19 protein-coding genes are annotated in these 22454 nt (G+C 30.3%); 2 read left to right on the top strand and 17 right to left on the bottom strand.

Translation table 11 applies throughout. The annotated features are described in order from the left end of the window. Window positions 1-6: 6 nt before the first annotated feature. Genes IEW41_RS07875 through IEW41_RS07825 form a run of 11 tightly spaced genes read right to left on the bottom strand, consistent with a single transcriptional unit; the run spans window position 7 to window position 12627 of the window. Window positions 7-1029, bottom strand: coding sequence for an ATP-grasp domain-containing protein (locus tag IEW41_RS07875; RefSeq protein WP_188605796.1), 1023 nt, complete (start codon window positions 1027-1029; stop codon window positions 7-9). Further along, window positions 1026-1649, bottom strand: a complete 624-nt coding sequence (locus IEW41_RS07870; RefSeq protein WP_188605995.1) for a sugar transferase — start codon at window positions 1647-1649, stop codon at window positions 1026-1028. The genes IEW41_RS07875 and IEW41_RS07870 overlap by 4 nt, the downstream gene beginning before the upstream one ends. Window positions 1650-1655: 6 nt before the next feature. Beyond that, a complete protein-coding gene (locus IEW41_RS07865; protein WP_188605795.1) occupies window positions 1656-2801 on the bottom strand; it encodes a glycosyltransferase family 4 protein in 1146 nt (381 codons plus the stop codon). A gap of 4 nt (window positions 2802-2805) precedes the next feature. Continuing rightward, the gene (gene asnB / locus IEW41_RS07860) at window positions 2806-4704 is read right to left on the bottom strand and encodes an asparagine synthase (glutamine-hydrolyzing) (RefSeq protein ID WP_188605794.1); all 1899 of its coding nucleotides are present in this window, start codon (window positions 4702-4704) and stop codon (window positions 2806-2808) included. A gap of 4 nt (window positions 4705-4708) precedes the next feature. After that, complete coding sequence (locus IEW41_RS07855) at window positions 4709-5863, bottom strand: glycosyltransferase (RefSeq protein ID WP_188605793.1); 1155 nt, start codon at window positions 5861-5863, stop codon at window positions 4709-4711. A gap of 22 nt (window positions 5864-5885) precedes the next feature. Next, complete coding sequence (locus IEW41_RS07850) at window positions 5886-6023, bottom strand: hypothetical protein (RefSeq protein WP_188605792.1); 138 nt, start codon at window positions 6021-6023, stop codon at window positions 5886-5888. Between the two features lie 5 nt (window positions 6024-6028). Then, window positions 6029-7192: a glycosyltransferase gene (locus IEW41_RS07845; RefSeq protein WP_188605791.1), complete on the bottom strand. Its 1164-nt coding sequence runs from the start codon at window positions 7190-7192 to the stop codon at window positions 6029-6031. 4 nt (window positions 7193-7196) lie between these two features. After that, window positions 7197-8276 (bottom strand): glycosyltransferase, encoded by a 1080-nt coding sequence (locus IEW41_RS07840; RefSeq protein WP_188605790.1) that lies wholly within the window; start codon window positions 8274-8276, stop codon window positions 7197-7199. Further along, complete coding sequence (gene asnB / locus IEW41_RS07835; protein ID WP_188605789.1) at window positions 8277-10112, bottom strand: asparagine synthase (glutamine-hydrolyzing); 1836 nt, start codon at window positions 10110-10112, stop codon at window positions 8277-8279. A 2-nt stretch (window positions 10113-10114) separates the two neighbouring features. Next, window positions 10115-11317 carry an O-antigen ligase family protein gene (locus IEW41_RS07830; RefSeq protein ID WP_188605788.1) on the bottom strand — a complete coding sequence of 401 codons (1203 nt, stop codon included), beginning with the start codon at window positions 11315-11317 and terminating at the stop codon, window positions 10115-10117. Beyond that, complete coding sequence (locus IEW41_RS07825; RefSeq protein ID WP_188605787.1) at window positions 11317-12627, bottom strand: flippase; 1311 nt, start codon at window positions 12625-12627, stop codon at window positions 11317-11319. The genes IEW41_RS07830 and IEW41_RS07825 overlap by 1 nt, the downstream gene beginning before the upstream one ends. Before the next feature lie 553 nt (window positions 12628-13180). Between IEW41_RS07825 and IEW41_RS07820 the strand changes: the two genes are divergently transcribed. After that, entirely contained in the window at window positions 13181-16591 is a 3411-nt protein-coding gene (locus tag IEW41_RS07820; RefSeq protein ID WP_188605786.1) for a T9SS type A sorting domain-containing protein, read from the top strand. A 35-nt stretch (window positions 16592-16626) separates the two neighbouring features. Here the strand turns inward: IEW41_RS07820 and IEW41_RS07815 are convergent, their stop codons facing one another. The 6 genes from IEW41_RS07815 to porX all read right to left on the bottom strand — a co-directional run bounded on the left by IEW41_RS07815 (window position 16627) and on the right by porX (window position 21179). After that, window positions 16627-17001: a DUF4258 domain-containing protein gene (locus IEW41_RS07815; protein WP_188605785.1), complete on the bottom strand. Its 375-nt coding sequence runs from the start codon at window positions 16999-17001 to the stop codon at window positions 16627-16629. 5 nt (window positions 17002-17006) lie between these two features. Continuing rightward, complete coding sequence (locus tag IEW41_RS07810) at window positions 17007-18206, bottom strand: alanine dehydrogenase (RefSeq protein ID WP_188605784.1); 1200 nt, start codon at window positions 18204-18206, stop codon at window positions 17007-17009. A 62-nt stretch (window positions 18207-18268) separates the two neighbouring features. After that, complete coding sequence (locus IEW41_RS07805) at window positions 18269-18802, bottom strand: hypothetical protein (RefSeq protein WP_188605783.1); 534 nt, start codon at window positions 18800-18802, stop codon at window positions 18269-18271. Then, window positions 18765-18908: a hypothetical protein gene (locus tag IEW41_RS07800; protein WP_188605782.1), complete on the bottom strand. Its 144-nt coding sequence runs from the start codon at window positions 18906-18908 to the stop codon at window positions 18765-18767. The genes IEW41_RS07805 and IEW41_RS07800 overlap by 38 nt, the downstream gene beginning before the upstream one ends. 156 nt (window positions 18909-19064) lie before the next feature. Beyond that, a complete protein-coding gene (gene tsaE / locus IEW41_RS07795; RefSeq protein WP_188605781.1) occupies window positions 19065-19520 on the bottom strand; it encodes a tRNA (adenosine(37)-N6)-threonylcarbamoyltransferase complex ATPase subunit type 1 TsaE in 456 nt (151 codons plus the stop codon). Between the two features lie 105 nt (window positions 19521-19625). Beyond that, window positions 19626-21179 carry a T9SS response regulator signal transducer PorX gene (gene porX / locus IEW41_RS07790; RefSeq protein WP_188605780.1) on the bottom strand — a complete coding sequence of 518 codons (1554 nt, stop codon included), beginning with the start codon at window positions 21177-21179 and terminating at the stop codon, window positions 19626-19628. 36 nt (window positions 21180-21215) lie between these two features. On the opposite strand from porX, the gene IEW41_RS07785 reads away from it, so the two are divergent. Further along, entirely contained in the window at window positions 21216-22445 is a 1230-nt protein-coding gene (locus tag IEW41_RS07785) for an HD domain-containing protein (RefSeq protein WP_188605779.1), read from the top strand. Window positions 22446-22454 lie beyond the last annotated feature (9 nt).

Below are 22454 nucleotides of genomic sequence, written 5' to 3'. Positions count from 1 at the left end.
ATCTATTTATCTTGAATTTTTTAACATTCTATCACATTTAGAATACATAACCTCGCTTTTATAATTATTAAATTTAGAAATGTTAATTCTATTATTTATCCATTCTATATATATAGCAGCTATATTAATCCCAGCCTCATGTGAAAATGGATAACCACCACCAAATCTTGGGTTTAGTTCGAGTACGTAAATTTTATTATTACTAACAAACACATCACAATCTAAATTGCCATAATGTTTTAAGTGTGTTGAAATGATTTTACCTAAATCATTAAATTTTTCATCTATTACAGATACCGCTCGGTCTGTTTCACCAGATCGCATATTTAATTTTTCTCTAACAAATGTTCCAACATAGTTGCCTTCAAAATCATTTAATATGTCTATTCCGTATTCTTTTCCAATTATTTTTTCTTGAATTATTAAAGGAATGTTAGTTTCATCTTTATTTGCTAAGGCATTGGTTGAGTTTTTTAGTCTTAAATACAAATACTTGTATATCAATTCCAGTTCTTCAATATTTTCGGCATAATTAATATTCATTGATGCACTTCCCCAGCGATCCTTTACAACTAATGGAAATGTTAGGTTTTCTTTTTTTATCTCTGATATCGCTAATTCTAGACTATCGAATGTTTTTGGAGTATTAAGTCCAATGTTTTTTAGAAAATTAGCTGTTTTCAGTTTATCAAAGGCTAAATCAATCACAGCTTCGCTAGAAATAATAATTTTTGCTCCAGTTTGAGTTTCTATCGATTTTTTATGTTTTGAAAGTATTGGTAATTCAAAATCATTTAAAGATATTACTGCGTTAATATTATGTGTCTTGATTAAATTTATAATCGTTGGTATATAGCTAGCGTCATAGATATTTGGAACGACAAGAGCCACATCAGCATCTATCATTGCGGGAGCATTAACATCAACATCTGAAGCAAATATTTTGCCTTGATTATTTAATGCTTCTTTAAAGTAATTAATCAAATAGTTACGGCGTCCTACGCATGTGAATAACATATTGGTGCTCATCTGTTTTCGTTTTTAGTATGCGTTCCCATAAAATCTGGTACAATATCATTATCAATACTAGAAACCCCGTCTTTTTTAAAAACTGTATAAAAGGTTAAAAAAATAATTTTAATATCTAAAAGTAGCGATATATTTTTTACATACCACACATCAAACTCAAATTTTTGCTCCCAACTAATTGCATTTCTGCCATTTACTTGAGCCCAACCTGTAATTCCTGGCCTTATATTGTGTCGCTGTTTTTGAAAATCGTTATAACGAGGTAAATATCTTATGCGTAATGGTCTTGGTCCAATTAAACTCATATCACCTTTAATAACGTTTAATAACTGCGGAATTTCATCAAGTGAATATTTTCTAACAAAATTCCCTGTTCTAGTCAATCGATCTGATGGCGGAAGCAATTCTCCATGTTCATCAGTTTTATCATTCATGGTTTTGAACTTTATAATTCTAAATACACGTTCGTTTTTACCAGGTCTTTCTTGATAAAAAAATGCTTTTCCGTTGTTTTTTATAAGTAATACACACCAAACAATTAAAAACAAAGGCAGTAAGATAATAAAGCCAATTGATGCTAATATTAAATCGAAAAATCGTTTAAAAAAATGACTGTAAATCTTCATTTATTCAAGGCTTTTATAAAGTTTTAATAGTTTATTCCAAATATATTCTTGTTGGTAACGTTCAACAATTCTCACTCGAGACTGATTTGCCATTTCTGTTCGTTTATCAGGATTATCTATCATAAACTGCATAGCATCTTGTATAGCTGTTTCACTTTTTACAGGAATAATCAATCCGTTTACATTGTGCTCAATTATTTCATTGCATCCATTAATATCTGATACAATGCAAGGTAAATTCATACAACTAGCTTGCAAGACAACATTAGGAAATCCTTCACGATAGCTTGGGAAAGTTAATACGTGTGAAATGGCTACATAAGGTCTAATATCTTTTTGCATGCCAACAGCAAGTATTTGCTTATTGTGTTCTATTAGTTTTTCGGTTTCTGGCAATAATGGATCTAAATGATTTTCATGAGGACCAACTAAAATAAGTTTGTAATTTTTATTTGATTTTGAAAGCTTATCAAAAGCAGAAACAAGTTCGTTTAAGCCTTTGTCTTTAACCATTCTGCCAATAAAAATAAATACAACATCTGTGTCAGAAATATGTAACTCTTTCTTTAAATCTGTTTTTGTTTGCTCTGAAACTAATTTTGAATCGTAATGTGCTACATCAATACCGTTTGAACTTCCTTTGCCAATTACTTTAAGTTTTGAAGGGTTGGTGTATTTATTTTGTAAAATAATGGATTCTAATCCATAAGAATTTGGTAAAATTTGTGTAGCACAAGCATAAGTAAAGGTTTCTACTGTGTCTAATAATTTTCGTTTAGCACCTCTAGCTTCTAATAATGGTAAACCTGCAATAGTATGTAATCTGTGAGGAACGCCTGCCAATTTTGCTGCCAACATACCAACAGTACCTGCTTTTGGTGTATGTGTATGTACAATAAAAGGCTTTTCTTTTTTGAAGAATTTGTAAAGTTTGTAAGCAGCTTTTAAATCTTTAATAGGTGTAATTGAGCGTGTCATTTCAACTATATAGGTTTCAATGCCTTCATCGTTTTTTACTTCCTCAAGTTCTTTACCACTACTAGAAATACCAATCACTTTGTAATGTTGATTCATAAATCTGTGCTGTCCCTTTAAGAGGGTTCTTAAAGAGGAAGGAACAGTAGTTATGCGGATTAGTTTTTTCAAAACACTATAGTTTATATGTTTTTGTATACCACTTTTGAAAACAGAAAAATGCCCAAACTTTAAAAGTATTATCCTTTTTTCCTGTTAAATGATTATCTACTAACTCAATAATAGCTTGTACACTAAAAATATTTTGTTTTATCAAGAAAGCAGAGTCTATATAGCCTAAAAGTTCTTGTTTTAAACCTTGGCGAAGCCAGTCGCCAACAGGAACTCCAAATCCTTGTTTAGACTTTTCTAAAAAGCCACTTGGAAATACATCTTTAAATGATTCTTTTAGAATGTGCTTTTTGCTCCATTTTTTTAGAAGATAGTTCTCTGGTAAACTCATTGTAAATTCAAACAGCTCTCTGTTTAAAAATGGCGCTCTACATTCTAGTGAGTTGAGCATGCTTGTCCTGTCAACTTTTACAAGCATATCACCTTCAAGACTTAAATGTCTGTCAATAGTTCTGAAATCGTTTAAAGATTTTGGGCTCGATATATTTGTCTTTTCTTTGTAATAATTAAAGATGTTTGGCTTTTGATATTCTGGACTCAAAAGGGTATTGATGTCGTTAGTTTCAAAACCTAAAGAGATAATATCCCAATAGTAGCCATCACTATAATCTATAGCATTTAACATCTTGTTTAACTTATACTTAATACCTCTATTGTCATCTTTTCGTTTGAGTAAATTTGAAGCTATTTTATTAACTTGATTATGTGCAAATTCTGGTACAAAACTTGTATAACGACTATTAATTTTCCCAATATAATACTTGTTATAACCTCCAAAAACTTCATCACCACCATCTCCAGTTAAAGCTACTTTTACGTGTGCTTTAGTTTTGTTTGATACCAAATAGGTTGGGAGTGATGACGAATCTGCAAAAGGCTCGTCAAAGTTAAAAAGTATGTCGTCGATATTATGTTTTAAATCTGATTCGCTTATAACAAACTCATGATGGTTACTATTAATAAGCTTTGCAACAACACGAGATTTATCTGTTTCATCATACGAAGCTTTTTCAAAACCAATAGAAAATGTATCAATTTTGCTGTCGCTCATATCAGCTAAACAATAAGATACGACTGATGAATCTACTCCTCCTGAAAGGAATGTACCTAATGGAACATCTGAAATTGAACGGCTTTCAACACTTTTGTATACTTTATTTTTTACTTCTTTTTTTGCTGCCTCAAATGATAATCTTGATTTTGGCAGAGGAGTAGTATCATAAATCGAATTGATTTTAAACTCAAATGTTTTTAAATCATATTCTATATAATTATTTGGCTCTAGCTTATTAATACCTTCATAAATTGTGTAAGGTGCAGGAATATATGTAAGCCTAAAAAAAAGATTTAATCCTTCTCTACATATATCTGGCTTAGTTGTAAGGCTTTTTATTATTGATTTTAATTCTGATGCCCAATAAAACTGATTTCCACTATTAGTATAATACAAAGGTTTTTCGCCAAAAAAGTCTCGAGCTATAAATACTTTACCTTTATTATAATCATATATACTAAAACCAAACATTCCGTCTAGTTTACTAAAACCATCTGTTCCAAAAGTTTCATAAAGTTTTAAAATCACTTCAGTATCACTATGAGTTGTAAAGCTTACACCTTGTTGTTCTAGCTCTTCACGAATGATTTTAAAATTATAGATTTCGCCATTAAAAACAATTGCAACGGAGTTGTCATTAGAGTACATTGGTTGGTTTCCTGTGCTCAAATCAATAATAGATAAACGACGCATAGCCATTCCAACAGCGTAAGAATCAGTACTTTTTGAAAAAGCACCATCAGCATCAGGACCACGATGAACAATTAAATCATTCATTACTGTAAGTTGTTGTCTTACAGCAGTGTTGTCTGTTTTTGTTTTATATATTACACCATTAATTCCGCACATAAAATTAATGAGTTTTATTTATTAAAACTTTTAAATCTTCGTATACTTTAGGTAAACTATATTCTTTTGCTTTTATAAATGCTTTATTGCTGTAATACTTTCTTAATTTTTCATTTTCAGAATAGTATAATAACGCTTTATGAAGAGCAAATAAATCGTCAGGATTAATTAATAAGCCATATTTTGCTTCTATAAATTCTCCTTTTTTAATTATTACAGGAATATTGTCGTTTAATAATTCTAATGGACCTGACATACAATTGGTAGATATAACAGGAACGCCTATAGCCATAGCTTCAAGTAGTGCATTTGGAAAACCCTCATTATTCGAGGACAATACAAAGCAATGATGCTTCAATAAATAATCGTTGACGTTATTTACTACTCCTACTAAATTGACTCGCTTATCTAAATTATTAGTTTTAATATAGTTTTGAATCTTTTGTCTGTAAATGCCATCACCTAACAGTGTTAGGCTAAATTTAGAATCTAATTTATAAAGTACATTTAAAAGTAATTGTTGATTTTTAGAGAGACTAAAACTTGCCACATTTATAACTTTAAATTTATCACTAACTTTAAAGTTACAAAACTGATTAAATTCTGAAATTTCTATGGGATTGTAAATAACACTTTTTTTTATGCTAACGTTAAATTGTTCAGTTAAGTCTCTATTAATATGAATAGAATTAGAAAATAAAGCATTATTATAATTGTAAAAAAGAGGATAAAATATTTTAGCGAGCCTCATTGATGACTTACTTGAAGAATACATTAAAGAAGGATAACAACGTTCACTAATAATTGTTTTGATTTTTGGATTAAGTAATTTAATAATACTATTAATAATGTTTGGTAGAGCTAGAAACGAAATTGAAACTTCTATTTTATTATTTTTAATAACTCGATTATAATTTCTAATAAAATTAAATAAATATTTTAACTTATGAAAAGTAGAAGTATGTTTTAATAAATTTTGTTCTCCAAACATAACTACATTTAAGTCTTTAGGAATTTTATATTCAATATTATTTGCTAGCATAACTAAAGTTACATTAAAATCATAAATTAAATACTTGCAAAAATTAGCAATCACACGTTCAGTACCTCCTTTTGAAAGACTGATACAAAGAATAGATAAATTTATTTTTTTTTTCATATGAATTTTTAATTTTCCTAAACTAATTATAAATGAGTTTTGATAATTTTTTAATATCTGAGCCACGATGAACAATTAAATCATTCATTACTGTAAGTTGTTGTCTTACAGCAGTGTTGTCTGTTTTTGTTTTATATATTACACCATTAATTCCGCACATGGTATTTAATTGTTTAATAAGCTTTTAACTTGTTCATAAATCTTTGGTAAACCGTAAGTTTTAGCTCTTTCAAAGCCAAGTTGACTATAGCGTTGACGTTCTTCAGGATTATTTTTAAGATAAAGCATAGCCTTATTTAGGCCTTCTTTATCATCTACATTAACCAAAATTCCATATTTAGCCTTATAAAAATCACCTGATTCTATTGTAACTGCCTCATTATCATTTAACATTTCTTGAGGTCCTGATAAACAATTGGTTGAAATTGAAGGTAACCCAACAGACAAGGCTTCTAATAATACATTAGGAAAACCTTCTGTATTTGATGATAACACAAAGCAATCACTATTAAGAAGGTACTCTTTTACATTACTCACTTTGCCTTCTAAAATTAAGTGATTTGAAATGTTTAATTGCTCTGATAATGTAATCAAATCTTCCTTTAGTTCACCATTACCAAGAATAGTTAATTTAAACTCTCCTGAAGGCGATAAGCCCATTGCTTCAAGAATTAGCTTTTGGTTTTTGGCACTATAAATTGTGCCTGCATTAATAATGTTTAGTGTTTTGCTACCTTTTATAGTTTCAGAATCTATTTTTTCGTTTTCGTTTGTTGTGATAGGATTATAGATAACTTTTGTTGGAATTTTTACGCCAAAATTTTCTTTTAAATCTTTATTTATATATTCAGAATTAGAAAACAATACATTAGTTCTGTTATATAATAAGGGGAAGAATACTTTTGCTAAAAACATTTGTAGACGACTTCCTTTATACATTAATGAAGGATAGCAACGCTCACTAATAACTGTTCTAACTTTTTTATTGCCAATAGCTACAAAACTGTTTATAATGTTGGGTATTGGTAATAGAGAGAATGAAATGTCAATTCCTTCCTTTTTAATAAATCTCTTGTATTGAATAAAAAGGTTAGTGAAATTTTTGAGTTTAAATATATATGATTTTGATTTTTTAGTATCTGGTTTTAAGATGATTAGATTGACTTCTTTAGGAATATCAAAATGAATATAATTATAAAATATAACAAGTGTAACCTCAAAATCTTTTACCAATTCAGGTAATAAAAGGCTAATGAAACGTTCAGTTCCACCCATTCCAAAGTCTATGGTAAGTATACTTAATTTAGGTTTGTTAGTTTTATTAATCATTCTTCTAATTCATCAAGCTCAAAAATACATCTTCATATTTTTTGATAATAATTTCTTTGCTATATTTTTTCATTACACAATCACTTACTTTTTCAGGCTTAAAAGGATAGTTTTTATTGATTTCATTTAAACGATTTATAAAATCATTTTCGTTATCAACAATAAAGCCATTAGTGCCTTCTTCTATAATTTCATTAATTCCACCTGGAGCATTAAATGCTAGTATTGGTGTGCCAACTGCAGAGCTTTCTATAACTGCATTTGGGAAGCCTTCAATGTAAGCTGCTTGTAAGTACACATCATTTTCATTTAGGTATTTATATACTTCTGTAGTGCTTTTAACATGAGTTATATTGTCTGTTAAATTGGCTTCTTTTACTAGGTTGAAAATGGTATCTCTCTCTGGTCCATCACCAATTATAGTATAGTGGAAAGGGAAATCTATTTTTTTTAGTGCTTGTATAATTCGTTCGTGTCCTTTTTGTTTTTTTAATCGAGCAACTGTTATAAAACGGATAGTATTGCTTTTCGTTCTAGCGGATTCGTCATAATAAAAATTATCTGTAATAGGATTATTTACCACTACAAGCTTGTTTTCATTTACGTTGTAGTTTGATAATAAATCGGCTTTCATGTCTAAAGACTGACACACAATTTTATCAAAATAGTTAAACCTACGTTTACTAATATATGAACCTATGGGATTACTTTTTGTGCTGTAATTTTCCAATACACTTAAAATATTTACCTCTCTGGATATAAACTTTGTTTTAGGAGCAAAAACCGAGATATAAGCCATAACTGTGTTTAGGTGACCTATTGCGCTAATAACAATATCTGGTTTTTGTTTTATAATGTATTTGAACAATGCAGGAATAGCCTTTAAAACTCTGTTTTTATTTAAAAATATGGTATTAACATTGTCAATTTTATATACAGCATTTTTCTCAAAATCTGTGACTAAAAGTGTGGTATTAAATTTAGATTTATCAATGTTTTGAGCTACAAAAGACATAACTCTTTCGGCTCCACCAGCAGCTAATGAAGGAAGTATAAATGTGATATTTATCTTTTTGTTGTTCATTTATTTTATACTATAGTTTTTTCCATTAGTATTTAACCATTGCTTAAGTACTAAAAGTTTCCAAATTAATGGATATCTGTTCCAGCTTCCATCCATATGTTGTTGTATTCTTTTTGTAACTTCTGTTTGGTTGATAAGTGGTATATTTTTCAATTCAGAAGGGCTTAATTCTTCTAAAACATAATCTTTAAGATTGTCTCTAAACCATTCAGAAAATGGCATTGTAAAACCAGCTTTTGGTCTATTAAAATACGCTTCAGGGACATACTTAAAAAGGATGTCTTTTAAGATGCGTTTTTGGTTTCCGTTTTCCATCTTAAAGTTTGATGGTAATGAGTTTGCAAATTCTACAGCACGATAGTCCATTATTGGAGAACGTGCTTCTAATGAAAATGCCATAGATGCTCTGTCAACTTTTGTGTTTATATCCCAATTAAGATATGTTTTGAGGTCGAAATTAGACATACGCTCATAAATATCTTTTTTATCATGAAATAAATATTTTCGCTCAGGAAAATCGAAAACATCACTGTTTTTATCAAACCAATCGTGATCTATGCCAATTAGTGAATTAAGGTAATAGGTTTCAACATCTTTAAGTTTTAAAGCTTTCCCAACTACATTCATTTTATAATTTGGTAGTGTGCTTAATGCTTGCCCTGTTATAGATCGCAAGGGTAGAGGTAGTTTAAAAAGACGTTTACCAAAATTATTCTGATATCTGCTATAGCCAATATAATTTTCGTCTCCAGCATCACCAGATAAAGCTACTGTAACATGCTTTCTGGTGTGTTTTGATAGTAACATAGATGGAATTGCAGATGAATCGGCAAAAGGCTCATCATAGTATTTAGAAAAATTGTGAATTAAATCAATACCTTCATCAGAATTGCAATGTATTTCATGATGTTCGGTTTGTAAATGTGTCGCAACTTTTTTAGCATATATACTCTCATCAAATCCTTTTTCATCAAATTTCACCGAAAAGGTTTTAATTTTATTTGAAGACGATTTAGCTGCTAATGCTGCAATTAGCGATGAATCTATTCCGCCAGATAAAAATACACCAACAGGAACATCGGCAAACATACGTATAGATGTTGCGTCAGTTAACAAGTCATCAAGCTCATTAACAGCCTCGTTGTAACTACCTTTAAATTTATTGTTGCCTAAATAATCTATATCCCAATATTGGTTAGTTGAAAAATCACCAGTGTTTAAACTAAATTTAAAAGTATAACCAGCTTTAAGCTTCTTGACTTCATTAAAAATTGAGTTAGGATCTGGAATATTTCCCCAAGCTAGATAATTCCCAATAGATTTTTCAGAAATTGTTAGATTAGAATTGTAGAGTTGAATAGAAGAAATTTGGCTAGCAAATTCAAAATCTTTCCCGTTATGATAATAATAAAAAGGTTTTTGCCCTAAACGGTCTCTAGCTCCAAAAAACGTATTGGTTTCTGTATCATAAATAACGAAAGCAAACATGCCGTTAAAATGTCTAACACAATCTTCTTTATAAGCTAAATAAGCTGCACACACGACTTCTGTATCACTTGTAGTATGAAATTCGAAACCTAGTTTTATAAGGTCTTCTCGCAATGTTTTAAAGTTGAAAATTTCACCATTAAAAACAATATGAATGTTTTTATAGGTAAATGGCTGGTTTGAACGTTTATCTAAATCGACAATAGCAAGTCTGTTATGACCAAAAACAACCTTATCATTTACATACTTAAAATCGAGCTTATCTGGACCTCTAAAACTTGTTCTTTTAAGTTTAGAAGTCACTTCGCTTTCATTATATAGTATAGTTGAACCGTATATTCCGCACATAATTAAGCTTCAATTTCGTTATTAAAATAAAGTCTACTATCCATAAATGCGATAACAACAATTATAGCTTTTTCCATAAAAAGACCATGAGAAATTAAGCATTCAAACATGAGCATAAGTATAAATACCAGATAGTAAAAGTTATTGTGTTTTTTAGATAATCTAATGGAGTAAAATAGAAATATTAAAAGAACAAATATTCCAAATATTCCAAAATCTACAGCGGCTTTAAGATAGTAATTATGAGTGTCTTTATAGTTTATTGTCTTGTCAGATGTATAGCCTGTTCCGCTACCAAAAGGTTTGCTCATAAATGTGTTTAGATACCTTATGGCAATTTGTTTTCTTCCATACTGATTGTCGTCACCAGTATTTACTTTTTGCTTACTTGAGGTTTTTCCTAGTAATAAATCTATTCTTTGTCCAGCTTCACCTTGATTAAATTCTGGTATTTCTTTTTGAATGAATAAAGCAAGATTTACCAATACAAAATAAGTGATGGTTAATATAGCAGCACCTTTGGCAATAGTAAAAAAGAAGGATTGAATTTTGAAATTGTAATAAGATTTCCATTCGTTTACCAGCAATAAAAGCGTGAGTATTAATACACCAATAATACCACTTCTAGAGAATGTTAAAAAAATAGAACTTACTAAAACTATTAGTAAAAATAAGCGTATTTGCTTATTATCACGATATAGGTATAGAAGGCACAAACCAACAAATTTCATAGCTGAAGCTGCAGTGTTTGGGTTTTCTGCAAAACCTCCCTTTCTTAATTCTTCATTGAGCTTGTCGAGTCCAACAAACATGTCATACCACAAGCTTAAAGACAATAATAATAATGAAATTAGAAGAAAAATTTTAACAACTCTAACGTCTGTCTTAATAAATAGTAGTAATGTAAATGCATATAACAATAATGTAATGACACTATTAACTATATCTGTCATAACTGCTTCTCTTTTTGTATAACCTTGAGTGGCATATATAGTTGCAAGAAGTGCAAAAACCAGAAAGAATTTAAATGTATGTGTTTTAAAAACTTTTAAGTAATCTCTTGGGTGAAAGCTAATAACAGCTAACCCAACAAATGCAGGAATTAATAACTCAGATGGTCTAAAAGGAAAGAGTTGTTGTCTAAATAGATATATATCTAAATTAGAAACAAAAAGAATTAATATGATGTATAAAAAGTATTTCATTAAAAAATCTTTTTAATATTAAAAGGTACTAAAAAGGACTTTAAATTTAGTTGTACTAAACGCTTCATATCTTTATTAAAAATTGATAATACGATCCATGACACAAATGAAGATATTAATAGCGAATAAGCGGCTACTTCTACACCAAAATTAGCCAGAAATATTACATTAAGTACAATATTTACAATAACACTTACTAATTTTATTTTAAACAGGTATTTTTCATTCCCTTCAATAATCATAACGCTGGTCGTTAAATGACTTTGAAACAGTATTAATAAATTGATAATTAGTATTTTGAGTATAAAAACACTCTCTATATATTCTGAGCCGTAAAGCGTAGCAATTATCCATTTTCCAAAAATGAACATCATAAGAATAATTCCTATCGCTGAATAATTTAGCAAACTATAAAGACCAAGCAAAACAGAGTTATACTTTTTAGAATTATCTAAATTTTTAAACTCCGCAATTTTTGGGAAAACAATAGGAATAATAAGACTAGGTACTATAAGCCATATCTGTGTTAAAATAATTCCAGTACCATAAATACCTAATTCTTTTGTATCTAGAAAATACTTTATTAAAAACTGATCAAAGCGAGCGTATAAAGCAGTAAGTATTGCACCAAGTAATAATGGCCAAGCTTGAAAAAATATGGTTTTAAATAATGAATTACTAAATTGAAGCGACTTTAGTTTTAGGTCATTTTTATTAAAAACATACAATATGCCAATAAATATAAATACACGTTCAAGTGTGTAAACGATAATGAAATAGAATAAATCAAACTTAAAGTATAATCCTATAAGTAGAAGCACAGCTTCAATCATTAAAGAAATACCGTTAACCGTTACGTAAACTTTTGCTTTGAGTTTCCATTGATAGTAAGAGTAGACTATTTCAGATATTTGAAAAAATATAGATATAGATGCAATGAACAACACCCAATAGTTAACTTCAGAAGTAAAGAAAAACACCCATAAGGCAAGTAAAAGCAAAATAAGTAAAGACCAAATTCCTCTAGATATTAAAGTAGTTCCAATAATAGACTCTTTACTATACTCACCATTTACTAGATATTTTATAACAAAAGAAGGATTAAAGCCTAAACTTGAAACAGCAAATAATACAGTAAATAATGATATACCTAAATTATACCAACCAAAATTCTCTGTACCAATATGATTGGCAATACGAGACACTATAAAAATAGTAATTAGTGTTCTGGTTATCAGACCTAAAATTACCCAAGCAGAGTTTTCAATATATATTCTAAATCGATTAAATAAGTATCTTAATTGATTCATTTAGGTTAAGTTTAATAATATTAATGCAATAATATTTTAATTTAATTTACTTAGCTAATAATATTGTTGAAATACATAATATAAGGATTAATGAGAGTTGTTAACAATTTAAACTACAATTGTTTATAACTAATTTCCGCTTCAATAATCCAAAATATGATTACGTCCGTAAATAGTCTGTGAGCAGTTTTATAAAAAAAGTTTTTGTTTTCATCAGAGGTTGTTTTTTTAATTTTTTAAAAGAGATATAAACACAATTTTCATCGTCATAAATACAAAAAAATCCTACAAAAGGAGATATTTATAGAAAATTCTTACAAAAAAAGATGTGTTTCATCGAAAAAACAGAATATTTTAATTGTCAGTTTGAATATTTTTTTAGTTTCGTCTGAAACCCAATCAATTGCAAGAAGAAAATAATTAATAGCAAGAGTAAATAATTCATGCCCTAAATTAATAGCAAAACATGAACATCCCTACATTCTCGTTCTTTTTAAAGAACAACAATATTTTTGTTTTAAATTTTAAACAAATAATAGCAACTATATTGTGTTTGACATTATACACTAACTCTGTTAATGCGCAACAATATCCTCCATCTCAAACTGGAGCTTATCCAGACACAAGACCTTATCAATCGCCAACTACATACCCAAACATGTTGGTGCCATTCACTGAACCAGTAAATAACTTAACAGTTACAAGAATTACTGATAAGAATATGAGTAGTAATCCTGTTGGATATCAAATGCGACATGATTATTCAAAAGATCAATGTTGGAATGCTGATGGAACAGAAATCATGCTTTCTGCATATAATGGTCAAGCTCAAATTCTAGATGGAGATACTTACCAGTTTAAAAGATGGGCAACTAATATTCCTAGTAGACAACGATGGAGTTATACAAATCCAGATATTATGTATGGTGTTTCGGGTAATAGGTTAGTGAGTGTTCATGCAACTACTGGAGTAGTTACAACAATACATACATTTACAGGTTATTCATCTATCGATTTAGGATTAGGAGAAGGTAACCAATCTAATGATGATAGATATTGGGCTGTACTTGGAAAAGTTAATGGTGATTGGAATAATGTAGACTTTATTTGTTATGATAGACAAACAGATACTGTTTTAGGGACTTTGCCTCAAGGAAACCTATCAGGATTAATTGATTGGGCTTCTATGACTCAAAATGGAGAATATTTTGTGGTACGTTATAATGCATATGGAAGCGGAAACAAACAAGGTATAAAGCGTTGGAATAAAAACTTTACAGGCCAGTTTAATGTTTGGAGTAATCCTCAGCATGGAGATATTGGAGTAGCACAAAATGGCAACCCAGTATGGGTAACTATTGGTAGTGGCGCAGGTTATTACTTGCATATGACAGATATGGTAACTGGAGTTACAACTGGTTTAGTTTGGCAAGAATCATATGGTATTGAAGGAGCACATGTAAGTTGTAGAAATGTAAATAGACCAGGTTGGGCATATATTTCTGTCGAGCCACCTGTAAGTAATGTAAATGCAAACAGAATGACAAGAGAAATGTTTGCAGTAAAATTAGACAACTCTAATACGTTTGAGCGATGGGGATTTCATAATGCATCAAGCAGAGTATATTGGCAACAACCACATGTTACACCAAATCATGATGGAACAAAAGTAATGTTTGCTAGTAGTTGGGGGAATAGTAGTGTTGATAGTGACAATTATGCACCTTCATTTGTTGTTGAAAAAGAACAAGATCCAAATGGTATTACTGCAAACGCTGGACCAGATGTATCAATTTGTAATGGTAGTAGTACAACCTTAACAGCAACAGGAGGTTCAACATATTTATGGAGCACTGGAGCAACAACAGCAAGTATATCAGTAAGTCCAACAACGACAACAACATACACAGTAACAGCATATGATGCAACAGGAACAAATTCAGATACAGATGATGTTACAGTAACGGTCAATGCAATACCTGTAGCAAATGCAGGAGCTGATGTTTCTACATGTCAAGGAACAAGTGTAACATTATCAGCATCAGGAGGAAGTAGTTATTTGTGGAGTACAGGAGCAACAACACAAACTATAAATGTTAACCCAAATAGTACTACCACTTATTCTGTACAAGTTACTCAAAATGGTTGTTCAAGTTCTGACACAGTTATGGTAACAGTAAATCCATCACCAACAATTAATGCAGGATCAGATGTAACTATTAATTTAGGAGAAAGTATAACATTAACAGCAACAGGAGGAAATACTTACTTATGGAGTACAGGTTCAACTAGTTCAAGTATCACAGTAAGTCCAACGGTAACCACAACATATACAGTTACTGGATATTTAAACGGATGCGAAAGTACAGATACCGTCACCGTTTTTTTGGTAGATAACAGCGTTACTGCAAACGCTGGACCAGATGTATCAATTTGTAATGGTAGTAGTACAACCTTAACAGCAACAGGAGGTTCAACATATTTATGGAGCACTGGAGCAACAACAGCAAGTATATCAGTAAGTCCAACAACGACAACAACATACACAGTAACAGCATATGATGCAACAGGAACAAATTCAGATACAGATGATGTTACAGTAACGGTCAATGCAATACCTGTAGCAAATGCGGGAACTGATGTTTCTACATGTCAAGGAACAAGTGTAACATTATCAGCATCAGGAGGAAGTAGTTATTTGTGGAGTACAGGAGCAACAACACAAACTATAAATGTTAACCCAAATAGTACTACCACTTATTCTGTACAAGTTACTCAAAATGGTTGTTCAAGTTCTGACACAGTTATGGTAACAGTAAATCCATCACCAACAATTAATGCAGGATCAGATGTAACTATTAATTTAGGAGAAAGTACAACATTAACAGCAACAGGAGGAAATACTTACTTATGGAGTACAGGTTCAACTAGTTCAAGTATTACAGTAAGTCCAACGGTAACCACAACATATACAGTTACTGGATATTTAAATGGATGTCAAAATACTGATTCAGTTACTGTTTTTGTTAACTCTGCAAATGCGAATGCAGGACAAGATCAAACTATTTGTAATGGCTACAGCGCAACACTAACTGCAACAGGTGGAGATACTTACTTGTGGAGTACTGGTGCTACAACTCAAAGTATAACTGTAAACCCGACATCGACAAGTACATATACTGTGACTGCGTATGTAGGCAATTCACAAGATACTGATTCAGTAATTGTAACAGTTAACCCAAACCCAAATGTAGTAATAGCTAACGGGAGTGAAGTTTCAATTTTAGAAGGTGAATATGTAACCTTATCAGTATCTGGCGCTAATACATATTTATGGAATAATGGAGCTACACAACCAAATATTGCAGTAAGCCCAAATACGACAACCACTTATTCGGTTACTGGATACATAAATAATTGTTCAGATACCAAACAAGTTACAGTTAATGTATTTGAATCTGTATCAGCTAATGCTGGCGAGGATGTAACTGTTTGTTTAGATGATAATACTGTAACATTAACAGCAGCAGCGAGTAGTGGAGGCGATCAATTTTTATGGAGTACAGGGGAAACTACATCAAGTATTATTGTTAGTCCTGAGGTTGATACTGAATATACAGTAACTGTGTATAATGAATTAGATTATGATACTGATGAAGTCATGGTTTTTGTAAATGATTGTATTGATACGGAAGTGCCTGATGATTCTGAAAGCTTAGAATTCTTAGTATATCCAAACCCAACTTTTGGAGATTTGAATATAAAAATTACAGGATTATTAAATGTTTCGAGTATACATTTATATGATCTTTCAGGAAAAGCATTATATAGTGAAACTATATCTGATGGTGAAGAACATACTTATATTAAAACGTTAAACTTATCAAACTTTGCCGCTGGAATATATCTTTTAAAGCTAGTAGATAATCGAAATGTTATTACCAAAAAGATTGTTCTGAGATAAAAAAATTAAGTAATAAACTCGGTCTTTGGCCGAGTTTATTGTTTAAAAGCTATAGTTTTTACAGTCGCTATGCTATCACAATTTTCAACACTTAATATAACTTCTTGGTCTTTATAGGTGTTTTCAATTAAATAAACCTTACATCCTTCAGATTTAGTATCGCTATTAGAAAAATCAACATTTCCATATCTAATAATATTAGAAACGGTTAAAGTGTCTAATTGATGTTTTTGCATTATCAATTGTGCTTCGCCTGAATAGTGTTTCTTTTTGTTTGCTATATTTTTTGTTGTTCTTGCATTTGGACCATAGTCACAAGATGTTTTTTTACCTTGAAGAAAAAAAGCTAAAAGAATAAGTCCAATAGAAAAGCCACCAAGATAATAGCCTAAACGATGAATAAATTTCATTTCAATTAAAAAATTAATAGGTTGACATCACTAAATTTTAAATCAAACCAATCTGCAACAGATTTATTTGTTAAAATTCCGTGGTAAAAGTACAACCCATTTTTTAAACCTCTGTCAAAACGAAGCGCATTTTCTATTCCACCATTTTCTGCAATATTTAAAAGATAAGGCGTAAATATGTTACTTATTGATACTGAGGCTGAACGAGAATATCTTGCAGGAATGTTAGGAACACAATAATGTATAATGCCATTATGTTCAAAAGTAGGATGATCATGACTGGTAATTTCACTTGTTTCGAAACATCCGCCCATATCAATACTAACATCTATAATTACTGCACCAGACTTCATGGTATTGACCATGGCTTCAGTAACAACAATTGGAGCTCTGTTTAAACCTCTTACAGCTCCAATGGCTACATCACAACGTTTTAAAGCTTTTACAAGATTTTTTGGTTGTAAAGTAGAAGTGTATAATGTTTGTCCAAGGTTAGATTGAACACTACGTAGCTTGGTAATTGAATTATCAAATATTTTTACGTTTGCACCTAAACCAATAGCAGAGCGTGCTGCAAATTCGCCAACAGTACCAGCTCCAATAATTACAACTTCTGTTGGAGGAACTCCGCTAATGTTTCCAAACATAAGCCCATTACCTCCATTTACATTAGATAATAACTCTGATGCAATTAATATTGAAGCAGTTCCAGCAATTTCACTTAAAGCTCTGACTGCAGGATAAGCACCATCTTCATCTTTTATAAATTCAAAAGCTAAAGCAGTAATCCTTTTGGAGGCTAATGCTTCAAAATATTTTTTGTTTTGAGTTTTTAATTGAAGTGCAGAAATTAGTAATGTCTGCGGATTTATGAGTTGAATCTCATCAAGAGAAGGTGGCTCAACTTTTAATATAATAGGGCAAGAGTAAACTTTTGCAGTATCTTTTGTAACTTCTGCGCCAGCTTCACTATAGTTTTTGTCTTTAAAATTTGCGCCTTCACCAGCACCAGATTCAATCATAACTCTATGTCCATTAGATACTAATGCGGATACAGCATCTGGAGTTAGGCAAACACGTTTTTCTTGAAAATAGGTTTCTTTAGGAATCCCAATAAATAAGTCGCCTTTCTTTTTGTAAACTTCTAGAGTTTCTTCTTGAGGAAGTAATTGTGCTTTGGTGAATGGTGATAATTGTTTGCTCATTTAAGTTTAAATTGAAAACTCAAATTACAAATAATTATTTAATTAATGTTTATGATTGATGATTAAAAATACTGCCTAATTTTCCCCCAAAGTCCTGTTGGTTTAATTCTGAATTCATCTTCAAGCTCTTGTAAAGATTTATCAGCATCATTTAACTTACTAAACATTTGTGCTCTAATTAGATAAATTGAAGGGACAATAATTGCCATCACTGGAACAAGATAAATTAATTGAAACTCATCAACCTTAAATATGTCTTCATTAAATAAAGTAATAATTTGATATATGTACATTGAGATTGGAACTAACAATGTATGATACCACCAATGTCGGCAGGTAAAAAACCAAATTAATAAAAAAATTAGTGGAATTGCTTTTCCTGTTAGTATCCACATTGATAAATTAGCATCTCCCCAACCTTGACTATCATATGTAAACAAAAAAGTGTTCCAAACTTGCGTTTGTGGAACACTTTCGTATAAATAAAACAAATACGGAGAAGTAGCTATAAATGTTGCAATTATACTTCCAACAATTAAGTTTCTTCTACCTAAGTTCTTAACCGTGCGTTGGTACTTTGAACTTTTCTCTGTCAATTTGTGTTGTTGTTTGATCATTTAGGTCAATTAAATTTGTAGCTTCTGCTGCAAATAACATTCCACCAAATAATGCAATCGCGATGATGTACTTTTTAGTTTTCATAATTTCAAGGGATTTAATTAATTAATTTGTTCAAATATAACATCATTAGCTACTATATATATTATAAGCAAATGTTAAAAACAATCATTAAATCCACAAGAACGTTACGGTTTTACCGTACTCTTTAGGAATACTCTATGGTTTCAGGTTATTTTTTTACTCTGTTTTTTGCAGTTTTATAGCATTTTGTTGGGTTAAACTTATATTATGGCTCAATTTGAGGGTTCTTGAGTTATCTTTATTTTGGGTAATAGTGATTGTATTTGCATTATTTGGATATAAATTTTCTATTCTATCTGGCCATTCTATGATAATCCAATTATTAGAATACAAATAATCTTCAATACCAAATTGTAATGCTTCATTTTCATCTTTAATTCTGTATAAATCAAAATGAAAAACTTTATCAGAAGGTGTTACATATTCGTTCACAATTGAAAACGTTGGACTTGTAACATCGTCATCACTTTTTAAAGCTTTAACAAATGATTTTATAAATGTAGTTTTACCAACTCCCATATCTCCATACATTAAAATAGTTTTAGAAGTCAATTGTTTTATAACTGCTTCAGCAACTGTAGTTATGTCTTGTATGTTGTAGGTTATTTCCATAAAAGCTATTCAAAAATAAAGTTTTGAACAGCAATTATAGGAATAAAAAATGAGAAAAACTAGAAAAATATGTATTTCGTCGGATTTTTTTGCATTACAAGGATATTATTTAGGATTCATGACCACAAATGGAATAATCATTTCTTCTAATGAAACACCTCCATGCTGATAAGTGTTTCTGTAGTAACTTACATAATGATTAAAGTTATTTGGGTAAGCTAAAAACATGTCTCCTTTTGCGAAAATAAATGAGCTACTCATAGTTATTGAAGGTAAATGAATAGCTTTAGGGTCTTTTGCTACCACAACATCTTTATCTTCATAAGTTAGGCTACGTCCTGTTTTGTAACGCAGGTTTAAGCTTGTGTCTCTGTCGCCAATAACTTTTGAAGGGTTTTTTACATTAATAGTACCATGATCTGTAGTAAGAATTAGTTTAAACCCTAATTGCTGTGCTTGTTGAATCATTTCAAGTAATGGCGAATTTTTAAACCAGCTAACTGTTAACGATCTGTATGCTTTGTCATTAGACGCCAATTCTTTAACAACTTCCATTTCTGTTTTAGAGTGAGATAGCATATCAACAAAATTATATACAACAACAGTTAAATCGTTATTTTTAAGAGATTTGAAGTTTTCTACTAGTTTTTTTCCTGATTTCAGGTTTGTTATTTTATGATATTCAGTTTTTAAATTTTGAAGCCCTAAACGTTTCAATTGTGTGTTTAAAAAATCTTCTTCATGTAAATTTTTTCCGCCATCATCTGTATCATTTTTCCAGTATTGTGGAAATAGCTTTTCCATATCACTTGGCATTAATCCTGAAAAAATAGCATTACGAGCATATTGTGTAGCAGTTGGTAAAATACTATAAAAAGCAGATTCAGAAGTTTTTTTATAGTAATTATTAACTATGGGTTCAAAAGCTTTCCACTGATCGTAACGCAAATTATCAATAACAACTAGTATTGTTGGTTGTTTATCACTTATCTCTGGTACAATCTTATCTTTAAATAAAGTGTGCGACATTGTTGGTGCATCTTCATTTCCATTAAACCATTTTGGGTAAACTTTTTCTATAAATTTACCAAACTGAAGATTAGCTTCATTTTTTTGAGATTCTAATATCTCAGTCATTCCAACATCTTCAATATCTTCAAGTTGTAATTCCCAGTAAATAAGTTTTTGATATAAATCTACCCATTCTTCATAGCTATTTACCATAGCTAAATCCATTGCTATTTTTCTGAATTCTTGCTGATAGTTAGAGGTTGTTTTTTCAGAAACTAATCTGGAATGATCTAAATTTTTCTTTAAACTCAATAAAATCTGATTAGGATTTACAGGTTTTATCAAATAATCGGCAATTTTATTACCAATTGCTTCTTCCATAATATATTCTTCTTCACTCTTAGTAATCATTACTATAGGAAGGTTGGCGCGTTTTTCTTTAATTTCGTTTAATGTTTCTAAACCTGTAAGCCCAGGCATATTCTCATCTAGAAAAACAATATCAAAATTTGTATCATTAATAATTTCAAGAGCTTCGGTGCCACTTTTACAAGTTGTTACCTTATATTGTTTTTGCTCTAAAAAGAGAATATGAGGCTTTAATAAATCAATTTCATCGTCAACCCAAAGAATATTTATAGTGTTCATGTATATTTGTTTAAAATTAATGTAAACGTTTAAAGTTTGAAGACAAGTAACAAACTCAAGATATTTAACGACCCAATTTACGGATTTATTACTATTCCTAATGCCTTAATTTTTGATTTGATTGAACATCGTTACTTTCAAAGATTACGCAGAATTTCACAAATGGGAATGTCTTATCTAGTGTATCCTGGTGCACATCACACTCGTTTTCATCATGCGCTTGGTTGTATGCATTTAATGCAAAAAGCTGTCAATGTGCTTCGTTTTAAAGGAGTTAGCATATCTGAAGATGAAGAAAATGCACTTTATATTGCAATTTTGTTACACGATATTGGTCATGGTCCATTTAGTCACGCCATGGAACATAGTATAGTAAATGGAGTATCTCATGAGGCTATTTCGCTTCGTTTTATGGAGAAATTGAATGCCGAATTTAACTCAAGTTTAACGCTTTCTATTCAAATTTTTAAAGGAGAATATCATCGTAAGTTTATGTGTCAGCTAATATCAAGTCAATTAGATATGGATAGAGCAGACTATTTAAAACGTGATAGTTTTTATACTGGAGTAGCAGAAGGAAACATTAACAGCGAGCGAATTATCACGATGCTTAATGTTGTTGATGATGAATTAGTTATAGAAGAAAAAGGGATTTATAGTGTTGAGAAATTTTTGGTGGCAAGACGATTAATGTATTGGCAAGTATATTTACACAAAACAAGTTTGGTTGCTGAGCAATTATTAACACGGATGCTAAAAAGAGCAAAAGAGCTTGTTAATAATGGTGTTGAATTGAAAGCGAGTAGAGCATTAAGTTACTTTTTAAATAATGAAGTAAGTTTAGATAATTTTAATGACGATACACTTGAAATATTCTCAAAATTAGATGATTATGATATTATTTCGGCAATGAAAGAATGGCAAACTCATGAAGATTTTGTACTTCGAAATTTATCAGATATGATAATTAATAGAGATTTATTAAAAATCAAATTAAAAAATAAGAAGATTAAAAAAGAAGAACTCCAAAAACATACTGAAGCTTTAATTAATAAGTATAAAATAACTAAACATGAGGCAGATTACTTTGTGTTTATGGGAGATATTTCTAACCAAGCATATCAACTTAAAAATCAGCATATAAACATATTACTCAAAACAGGAAAAATAGAAGATATTGTAAAAGCTTCAGATCAGTTGAACTTAAAAGCGCTTTCTAAAACAGTAACAAAATATTATATATGCTATCCTAAAGATAAAATGTGATACATTTTT

Source organism: Aquaticitalea lipolytica (genome assembly GCF_014641635.1).
GTDB classification, from domain to species: domain Bacteria; phylum Bacteroidota; class Bacteroidia; order Flavobacteriales; family Flavobacteriaceae; genus Aquaticitalea; species Aquaticitalea lipolytica.
The sequence above is the reverse complement of the archived record's forward strand: the minus strand, read 5'-3'. Positions and strand labels throughout refer to the sequence as shown.